The organism is Brevundimonas sp. (genome assembly GCF_024711105.1).
Lineage (GTDB): Bacteria > Pseudomonadota > Alphaproteobacteria > Caulobacterales > Caulobacteraceae > Brevundimonas.
Window position 1 is genome coordinate 1 of the sequence record NZ_JANJTL010000154.1, and the last position, 9343, is coordinate 9343.

Annotated in this window: 11 protein-coding genes; all 11 read right to left on the reverse strand. The window is 68.3% G+C overall.

Annotation, left to right across the window (positions count from 1 at the left end):
• On the reverse strand, positions 1-827 hold an 827-nt coding region (locus tag Q0M60_RS12120), incomplete at its 3' end, for an ABC transporter permease (protein WP_296819836.1).
• Positions 824-2140, reverse strand: coding sequence for a proline--tRNA ligase (gene proS, locus Q0M60_RS12125; protein ID WP_296819838.1), 1317 nt, complete (start codon positions 2138-2140; stop codon positions 824-826). The genes Q0M60_RS12120 and proS, both read right to left, overlap by 4 nt.
• A gap of 79 nt (positions 2141-2219) precedes the next feature.
• The gene (locus Q0M60_RS12130; protein WP_296819841.1) at positions 2220-2630 is read right to left on the reverse strand and encodes a hypothetical protein; all 411 of its coding nucleotides are present in this window, start codon (positions 2628-2630) and stop codon (positions 2220-2222) included.
• 13 nt (positions 2631-2643) lie between these two features.
• On the reverse strand, positions 2644-2898 hold the full coding sequence (locus Q0M60_RS12135; RefSeq protein ID WP_296819844.1) for a DUF1467 family protein: 255 nt from the start codon (positions 2896-2898) through the stop codon (positions 2644-2646).
• Positions 2898-3320, reverse strand: a complete 423-nt coding sequence (gene mce / locus Q0M60_RS12140; protein WP_296819847.1) for a methylmalonyl-CoA epimerase — start codon at positions 3318-3320, stop codon at positions 2898-2900. Before mce ends, Q0M60_RS12135 begins: the two co-directional genes overlap by 1 nt.
• Complete coding sequence (locus Q0M60_RS12145; RefSeq protein ID WP_296819850.1) at positions 3317-4552, reverse strand: trypsin-like serine protease; 1236 nt, start codon at positions 4550-4552, stop codon at positions 3317-3319. The genes mce and Q0M60_RS12145 overlap by 4 nt, the downstream gene beginning before the upstream one ends.
• 27 nt (positions 4553-4579) lie before the next feature.
• Positions 4580-5020, reverse strand: a complete 441-nt coding sequence (locus Q0M60_RS12150; protein ID WP_296819852.1) for a hypothetical protein — start codon at positions 5018-5020, stop codon at positions 4580-4582.
• A gap of 71 nt (positions 5021-5091) precedes the next feature.
• Entirely contained in the window at positions 5092-6768 is a 1677-nt protein-coding gene (locus Q0M60_RS12155; RefSeq protein ID WP_296819855.1) for a ribonuclease J, read from the reverse strand.
• Positions 6765-7520, reverse strand: a complete 756-nt coding sequence (locus tag Q0M60_RS12160) for a biotin--[acetyl-CoA-carboxylase] ligase (protein WP_296819857.1) — start codon at positions 7518-7520, stop codon at positions 6765-6767. The genes Q0M60_RS12155 and Q0M60_RS12160 overlap by 4 nt, the downstream gene beginning before the upstream one ends.
• On the reverse strand, positions 7517-8950 hold the full coding sequence (gene nuoN, locus Q0M60_RS12165; protein WP_296819858.1) for an NADH-quinone oxidoreductase subunit NuoN: 1434 nt from the start codon (positions 8948-8950) through the stop codon (positions 7517-7519). The genes Q0M60_RS12160 and nuoN overlap by 4 nt, the downstream gene beginning before the upstream one ends.
• A 10-nt stretch (positions 8951-8960) precedes the next feature.
• On the reverse strand, positions 8961-9343 hold a 383-nt coding region (locus tag Q0M60_RS12170; RefSeq protein WP_296819861.1), incomplete at its 5' end, for a proton-conducting transporter membrane subunit.

Genomic DNA, 9343 nt, shown 5'->3' on the forward strand with positions numbered 1-9343 from the left:
ATGGTCGAGTTCTGCGTCGTCCAGTCCAGCACGACGGCTTGCGGCCCGAGCAGCTGCTGAAGCGTCTGGGTCATCTCGGGCGCCAGCTCCGGCCGCTCGATCCGGACCTGGATCATGTCCCACAGGCCCTCGCGCGCGAAGAACAGCTCCGCCTGGTCGATGGGCATGTAGATCATCACCTGGTCGAAGGTGGCCACGCCCGTCGTGATGATCGCACCGATCGTGTAGGTCTTCTCGAGCGGCGCCGAGCCGAAGGCGGAGCCTCCGCCTTGCGGCGACAGCAGGGTCAGCGGATCGCCGGGACCGACCCCAAGCTGCTGGGCAAGGCCCTGGCCCACCACAATGACGTCGCCCCCGTAATCACCCTGGCCGAAGGCGTCGAGCGAGCCTGACAGCAGCCCTTCCGTCGCGAACTCCGAGGCCCGCAGGTCGCCCGGACGTACGCCGCGGACTATGCCGCCCGTGGCCGCGCCGCCGGGGCCGGTGACGAAGGTCTGGCTCTGGATCAGGGGCGTGGCCTCGACGACGCCCGGCTGGCTTCGCACGCGCTCCAGGGTCTGCTCGCGCCCGCCCCCGGACAGCATCTGCCCCTGCACATAGACGTGGCCGTCGACGGTCAGCAGGCGGTTGATCAGCTCGGAGGTGAAGCCGTTCATCACGCTCATGACGATGACCAGCACCATCACCCCCAGCATGATGCCCAGGAAGGAGATGATGGCGATCAGGGCGATGCCGCCCTCCTTGCGCCGCGCCCTCAGATAGCGCCAGGCGAGTCCCAGCTCCCAGGCCGAGAAGGGCTTGGCGGGCTTGATCTCCGGGGCGCTCAAGCGGTCAGCCTCGCAAGCGCGCTCTCGAGCGACAGGCTCTCCTTCTCGCCCGTGGCGCGCCGCTTCAATTCGACGACGCCCTCGGCCAGGCCCTTGGGCCCGAGGGTCAGCTGCCACGGCACGCCGATCAGGTCGGCGGTGGCGAACTTGCCGCCCGGCCGCTCGTCGGTGTCGTCGTAGAGGACCTCCTTGCCGGCGGCTTCGAGCTTGCCGACCGCATCCTCGCAAGCCGCGCTGACCGCGGCGTCATTGGCGCGCAGATTGATCACCGAGACATCGAAGGGCGCGACCGCGTCCGGCCAGATGATCCCGGCCTCGTCATGGCTGGCCTCGATGATTGCTCCCAGCAGGCGCGACACGCCGACGCCGTAGCTGCCCATGTGGACCGGTGTGTCGCGTCCGTCCGGCCCGGCGACGAAGGCCTTCATGGGCTCGGAGTACTTGGTGCCGAAGTAGAAGATGTGGCCGACCTCGATGCCGCGCGCGGTCAGGCGCTGGTCCTCGCTCGTTTCGCCTTCGAAGCGGGCGGCGTCGTGCATCTCCTCGGTCGCGGCGTACATTGACGTCCGCTCGTCGACGATGCCCTGCAGGTCGTCCCAGTCCACGTTCGCGCCCGGCGCGGGCATCTCGACCAGCCGCCGGTCGCAGAACACCTGGCTCTCGCCGGTGTCGGCAAGGACGATGAACTCATGGCTCAGATCGCCACCGATCGGGCCGGTGTCGGCGCGCATGGGCACGGCCTTCAGGCCCATCCGCGCGAAGGTGTTCAGATAGGCGACGAACATGCGGTTGTAGGCCTTACGGGCCGCCGCCTCGTCGACGTCGAAGCTGTACGCGTCCTTCATCAGGAACTCGCGTCCACGCATCACACCAAAGCGCGGGCGGCGCTCGTCGCGGAACTTCCACTGGATGTGGAAGAGGTTCAACGGCAGCGCCTTGTAGCTTTTCACATAGGCCCGGAAGATGTCGGTGATCATCTCCTCGTTGGTGGGGCCGTACAGCAGCTCGCGCTCGTGCCGGTCGGTGATGCGCAGCATCTCCGGGCCATAGGCGTCGTACCGACCCGACTCGCGCCACAGGTCGGCCAGTTGCAGCGTCGGCATCAGCAGTTCGACGGCGCCGGCGCGGACCTGCTCCTCGCGCACGATCTGCTCGATCTTCTTCAGCACGCGGAAGCCCAGTGGCAGCCAGGCGTAGATCCCCGCCGCCTCCTGCCGGATCAGGCCGGCGCGAAGCATGAGCTGGTGCGAGACGATCTGGGCGTCCGAAGGCGCCTCTTTGAGCGTGGGGAGGAAATAGCGCGACAGGCGCATCGTTGAGTCCGCTGAGGAGGTGAACGCACCTCTTAGCCGCGCCGCGCCGTCCTCCGCAACGAAAGGCTTGGCTTGCCGCCTATTCGCAGCGCGCCATGGGCAGCTTGTCCCAGGTCACGGCCGAGCCGTCGTACGTCCCGCTCACCAGCTGGAGCGTGCCATCGCCGACGGCATAGGTTTCCTCAATCGAGCCATTGCCCGACTGGTAGGCCACCATCAGATTGCCGCCCTCGATCGAGGCGCGGCTGAGCTCATAGGTCTGGCCGTCCGGATAGATGTGGATGGCCCGATCCTCGAAACGGACGAACGGCTGGGCGCAGTCGGCGGCCCAGATCCCCTCGAACTCATCGGGCGTTCCCTCGAAGGCCACCGCAGCCGCCTCTCCGCCGCCCGACGCAGCCTCCGCCCCGCTTTCGGCCTCCGCCCCGCCCCGGTTGCAGGCGGCCAGCGACAGCACCGTGGCGGCGATCAGCATCGAGCGGACGAGCATGGCGGTCTCCGGTTCAGTATGTGCGCGACATGTCCGGCAGGGTGATGACGCCGGAGAAGATGATCCCGACCACAACGAGCCAGACGATCGCCGCGATCCATGTGGTGGTGATGAACTTGCGCTTCAGGTTGGGCCGGTCCGGCGCGCCCCAGTCGCCACCGTCCTGCGGCCGCTCGCGCGCGCCCTGGTTCATGCCGATGGGCAGCACGACGAACAGCACCACCCACCAGCAGATGATGTAGATGGCCGCAAGCGTGATCGGACCCATCAGTGCGCCTCATCCGGCTGTTGCATGAGTTCGACCAGCACCCCGCCCATGTCCTTGGGATGCACGAAGATGACCGGCGTGCCGTGCGCGCCGATGCGGGGCTCGCCCGTGCCCAGGATGGTCGCGCCTTTCGCCCGCATCTCGTCGCGCGCGGCGATGATGTCCTCGACCTCGAAGCAGACGTGGTGCTGGCCGCCCTTGGGGTTCTTGGCCAGGAAGCCGGTCAGCGGGCTGTCTTCGCCCAGGGGTTCGATCAGTTCGATCTGACTGTTTGGCAGGTTCACGAAACAGACCCGCACACCCTGCGGGGGCAGGTCGAACGGCTCGGTGATGTCGGTCGCGCCGAGCATCTCGCGATAAAGGCGGATGCTGTCATCAATGGACGGCGTGGCGACGCCGACATGGTTCAGTCTTCCGATCACTTGGGTCCCTGTCCGCCGCCCGAACGGCCGCCGACCGCCTCGCCGATCCGGCCGGCGCGGAAATCCGCGACGAACCGCTCGAAGTTGGAAGCGCTGACGGCGATGTTCATCACCGGTCGGCCCGGCACGGTTCTGAAACTCGAATCCACACCGATCACCTGATAGCGCCCGGTGGAGGCCCTGACCATGAAGGGCGAGCCGGAATCGCCGCGCGTGGTGTCGCATTCGTGGGCGAAGGTGCCCGCCCGGTGGACTTCCACGATGTGGCAGCCGCTGTTGCCGGACAGCCGATCGTTGCCCGTGTCCCACGACCAGCCGGCCTGATACAGGTCCGCCGTCCGCGCCCGCGCCTCGCCCTGGCCCGTCAGGTTGAACACCTCCATGTAGCCGAGCTCGTCGCCCAGACGGCGGTCGATGCGCAGGAGCGCCCAGTCCAGCTGGTCGATCTCGTCCGAGCTGTTGAAACGGCTGTAGTTGAAGTTCCGGTCGATCAGATAGTGGGTCACCCGCGCCGTCTGGCCGTTGCTGGCCCGGAACTCCGCCGAGGCATTGGCGCGGCCGCCATCGGTGTGGATGCAATGCGCGGCTGTGATCAGCACGTCCGCCCCGATCAGGGTCGCGGTGCAGTTCCCGCCCGAGGCCATGGTGAGCAGGCCGATCAGGTTCCAGGGATACTCCCGCATCGGCACGAACCGACGGTCATCCTGCCCGAAGAAGTGATCGTTGATCGTCATCGGCCTGTCGGCGCCGATGCAATCGCGGCGATCCGTGCGGGCTTCGCACCGGCCATTACCGACGCCCGGCTCCTCGCACACGTTGTTGAAAGCGCTGGCGCACGTGTCGCTACGGAATCGCAGGTCGGCCACCGCCCCGCAGTCGGTGCGGTCGGAACCCTGTACGCAGGCCCCGGTCCCCAGGCCGGGTTCGTCGCATTCGCCGTCGCGCGCCCAGCGGCAGGCGTCGCTTTCGCCGTTCCTCAGGTACTGACAGTCCGACCTGTCGGTGCCCATCTGGCACGCGCCGGTGCCGATGTCGGGGTCGTCGCACTCGTTGTCGTTGGCCCAGCGGCAGGAGTCATTTCCGCCGCCCCTCCCGCCCGGCGGAGGCGCGCCCGTCTCGGGCTTGCCCTGCAGACGGCTGAGACCGGCCACCTCCTTGGACACGGCCGTGGCGTCGCCCATGAGGCCAAAGACGACGGTGGCGGCGGCCAGCGCCGCGATCAGAACTCTCACTCTATCCCCCGAAACAGGTCGTCCGGACTATTCGCATGCAACCCGGCCGAGGTGGAGGCCCGCATACGCGCGTGTCCCCCAGAATTCATCCGGATCGCGGATGTCGACCATGCGCCACTGCCCGTCGTTGCGACGACAGAGCTCGACGAGCACCTGACCCCCGGAGAAGTTGACGGTCACGGCCGCGCCATGGGGCGACTCGCTTTCGAGGAACGTGATGTCCCCGTCCGGCCGCTCCCCGAGATCGAAGCGATAGTCCGGCGACAGGATCCCGTCACGGCGAGCCAGATCGGCTTCCATTGCGGCGGCCAGATCCGGCACAAAATGGTCGGCGAGCCCCGTTCGTGGGGGTGTCGACGCGGCGTAGAAGGACTGAACGGTTCCCAGAGCGCTCGACGTGTCCTGGGCCTGGGCGCCCGAGGCTGCGCAGAGAGCGGCCAGAGCGGCCGCCAAGGTCAGACGAAACATGGTTTCCTCCCGATCCCCTGACGCTCTTTTCTGACTCAAAGCTAGGCAGGCGTAAAGCGAACGAGGTGCGGTCAGATCCTGACGATCAGGGTCTCCACGATCGGCCGGCGGCGGTCCCAGATGCGCTGGGACGCCTTCTTGAGCGCGCGGCCCACGGCCTGTTCAACGGCGGCGTCATCCAGCCGCGACTCGGACTTCATGCGGGCCAAAGCCGCGTCCGCCTCCTCGGCCAGGTCGTCGAGCGCGTCGTCCAGCGAATAGTCGGCGTCCCCGGGCAGGCCCACGCCGCGCACCTCGATGTCGCCCACCACCTTGCCCCGGCCGTCGATGGCGACCGCCACGGCCAGCATCCCGGCCACCGCCGCATGCCGCCGCTCCTTCAGGGCTGCGGATCCTTCCGGAGACAGCACCCCGCCATCCACGAACAGCCGGCCGGACGGGACCTCGTCGATGATCTCGGCCATGCCGGGCGCCAACCGCAGCAGGTCACCGTTCCGTAGGGCCACGGCCTCGGGGGTCTGCATGTCCTTGGCGAGGTTCACGTGTTCGATCAGATGCCGCCGCTGGCCGTGTGTCGGCACCGCGATGCGCGGCCGGGCCCATTGGTACATCTGCTTCAGCTCGTCCCGGCACGGGTGGCCCGAGACGTGGATGCCCGGATGATCGCGCTCGGTGTAGAGGCGCACGCCGCGCTCGGCGAGCTTGTCCTGCATCCGGCCGATGGCCAGCTCATTGCCGGGAATGACCCGCGAGGAGAAGACGCAAGAGTCCCCCTGCCCCAGGGTCACGTGCGGGTGGGTCCCTTCGGCGATCCGGTTCAGCGCGGCGCGCGGCTCGCCCTGGCTGCCGGTGCAGATGTAGAGGATCGACTCGTCGGGGAAGTAGCCGGCCTCGTCCTCGGAGACGAAGTCCTGGACGTCCTGAAGCAGGCCGACAGACTTCGCCGCCGCCGTGATCCGATGCATCGACCGTCCGACGAGACAGACGCGGCGGCCGCAGGCCTCCGCCGCCCGAATGACGCTGTCGACGCGGGCTACGTTCGAGGCGAAGCAGCCGACGGCCACCTTGCCCTTCAGGCTCCCGATCAGCTCGACCAGGGCGTCGCGCACATCGGTCTCGGACCCCGCCGTGCCGTCCACGAAGACGTTGGTGGAGTCGCAGACCATGGCGAGCACCCCCTCCTCGCCGAGGCGGCGGATGGTCTCCACGTCGGTGCGGGCGCCGATGACCGGGTCTTCATCAATCTTCCAGTCGCCGGTGTGCAGCACCGTGCCGAGCGGCGTCTTGATGGCCAGGCCGTTCGGCTCCGGAATCGAGTGGGTGATGGTGACGAAGGTCACCTCGAAGTCGCCGAGTGTGATCGTCGAGCCCAGCGGCGCCTCGTTCAACTCCACCTGGTCGAGCAGCACCGCGTCGCGTAGCTTCTCGCGGATCAGGAAGGCCGTGAACGGCGTCGCGTAGAGCGGCGCCTTGATGCGTGGCCACAGCCAGCCCAGCGCCCCGATATGGTCCTCGTGGGCGTGGGTCAGGACGATGCCCAGGATGGTCTCGCCCTCGAGATAGGTCGGGTCCGGCACGATGACGTCGACGCCCGGCGTCGAGGCGTCCCCGAAGGTCACGCCCACGTCGACGATGATCCAGCGCCGGTCGTCCGGCGGCCCGAAGCCGTAGGCGTTGAAGTTCATCCCGATCTCGTTGGAGCCCCCGAGCGGCAGGAAGACCAGTTCGTCGCGCGGGTTCGCACTCATGCGGAGGCTCCGAAGAAGACGTCACCGGCGGTGATCAGCCGGACAGACCCGTCCCCAAGTCGAAGCCGCAGGGCTCCGTCCGGTTCCAGACCCTCGGCCCAGCCCTCCAGCGTCTCGCGCCCAAGCCGCGCGACGCACGGCCCCGGGATGCCCGTCCCCCGCTCGGTCCAGTCGCTTAGGATGGGCGCGGACCCGTCGCGGTCCCACTGCGCGAGCCGCGCCTGCATGACCTCATCGAGCCGACGGAACGCCGTGCCCGGGCTGGGCGCAGCCGCCTGGCCGGGCCCCAGGTGGTCCGCAAGGCAGGTCGACGGGCGCTCGGAGTCCGCTGGCGCCCAGGCGAGGTTTACGCCGAACCCGACCGCTAGCCAGAGACCACCCTTCGGCGAAGGTCCGGACTCGACCAGCAGTCCGGCCGCCTTGCGGCCGTCGAGCAGGAGATCGTTCGGCCACTTCAGGGCCACGACCGCCTCAGGGACGTAGCTTTGCGCCAGGTCCGACACCGCCAGCGCCGCAACAAAGCTGACCAACGCCGCCTGGGCCGGCGTCCGGTCCGTCCGCATCAGCAGGGTGACGGACAGGTTGTTCGGATGGCTGCTCCAGGCGCGCCCGCGCCGGCCGCGGCCCGCGCTCTGCCGGCCGGCGATGATCCACAGCGGGCCCGCCTCTCCGGCGTCGGCGCGGCGGCAGGCCTCGGCGTTGGTCGAGTCCAGCTCCGCATAGGCCACCACGGGCCAGGGGCTGTAGGTCACCCCAGACCCAGCGAGGCCGCGGCCGCGCCCGAGAACCGGTCCAGCCAGCCCAGCGCGAACAGCACCAGCGGGAAGCTGAAGGCGGCGCAGGCGTAGGCGATCCACCTGGCGTCACGCGGCGCCGGATCGGTCAGGCCCGGCGACGGGTCGAACCAGATCACCTTGATCATGCGCAGGTAGTAGAAGGCCGCCACGACCGAGGCCACCAGGCCCACCGCCGCGAACACCCACAGGCCCGACTGGATGGCGGCGCCGAAGGCGTAGACTTTGGCCCAGAAGCCCGAGAACGGCGGCATGCCCAGCACCGACAGCGACAGGAAGGTGATGACGATGGCCGTGCCCGGCCGATCGACCTTGAGCCCCGACAGGTCCTCGATCCGGCTGATCGGCTTGCCGTTGCGGCTCAGCGCCATCAGGGCGGCGAAGAAGCCGGTCACATCGATCATGTACAGCACGGTGAAGGCCAGCATGGCCTTCACCCCGACGACCGTACCGGCGGCAATGGCCAGCAGCGCGTAGCCCATGTTGGCGATCGAAGAATAGGCCAGCAGGCGCTGTATGTTCTTCTGCATCAGCCCGCCGAAGGCGCCGACCACGAAGGACAGCACCGCGATGGCCAGGATGACCTGCCGCCACTGGTCTTGGATGGAGTCGAAGCCCATCTCGAGCGTGCGGGCGATCAGCACCAGCGCGGCCAGCTTGGGCGCGGCGGTGAAGAAGGCCACCGCCGGCGTCGGCGCGCCCTCGTAGACGTCGGGCGTCCACATGTGGAACGGCGCCGCCGAGATCTTGAAGGCCAGACCGCACAGCAGGAACACCAGGCCTAAGATCAGGCCCGTGCCGCCCTCGGCGGCCGCGGCCACGGCGATCTCGTCGAACCGCATGGAACCCGCGAAGCCGTAGATCAGGCTCGCGCCATAGAGCAGCAGGCCGGACGACAGCGCGCCCAGCACGAAATACTTAAGGCCGGCCTCGGACGCCTTGGCGTCGTCGCGGTTGAAGGCCGCCAGCACATAGAGCGCCAGCGAGTGCAGCTCGATGCCGACGTAGAGCGAGATCAGGTCGCCTGAGGACGCCATCATGCTCATGCCGGCCGCGGCCAGCAGAACCAGGATCGGATACTCGAAGCGGCGGTTATTGGTCCGGTCCATCCAGCCGTGCGCCAGGACGATGGCGACAGCGGACGACACATAGATCGCGACCTTGGCGAACACCGCCAGGCTGTCCTGGATGAAGGCGCCGTTGAAGGCCTGGCCCAGCGGGCCGATGGCCGCCGCGACCGCGCCCGCGATCAGCAGCAGGATGCTGAGCAGGCTGACGAAGCCGTGCGCGCGCTGGCCGCCATAGGCGCCGACCATCAGGGCGGCCATCGCGCCGACGACGACGATCACCTCCGGCAGGGCGATGGAAAGGGCGTTCGAAAGTTCCATGATGTCCGCCCTAGCCCCCGATGGCGCCGCGATAGAAGGCGACCAGCTGGTCGACCGAGGCCGTGGTGATGTCGAAGACCGCCGCCGGATAGACGCCGAGCCACAGGGTGCCGACGATCAGCGGGACGAAGACCAGAAGCTCCAGCCGGTTCACGTCCGTGATGGCGGCCAGCTGCGGATTGACCAACTCGCCGAAGATCACCCGGCGATACAAGGTCAGCGCATAGACCGCCGACAGGATCACCCCCATGGCCGCGCCAAACGCCGCCCAAGTCGAGGCCTGGTAGGTCCCGGTCATGGTCAGGATCTCGCCGACGAAGCCCGAGGTGCCCGGCAGGCCGACGTTGGCCATGGTGAACAGCATGAAGATCGCCGCGTACCACGGCATCCGGT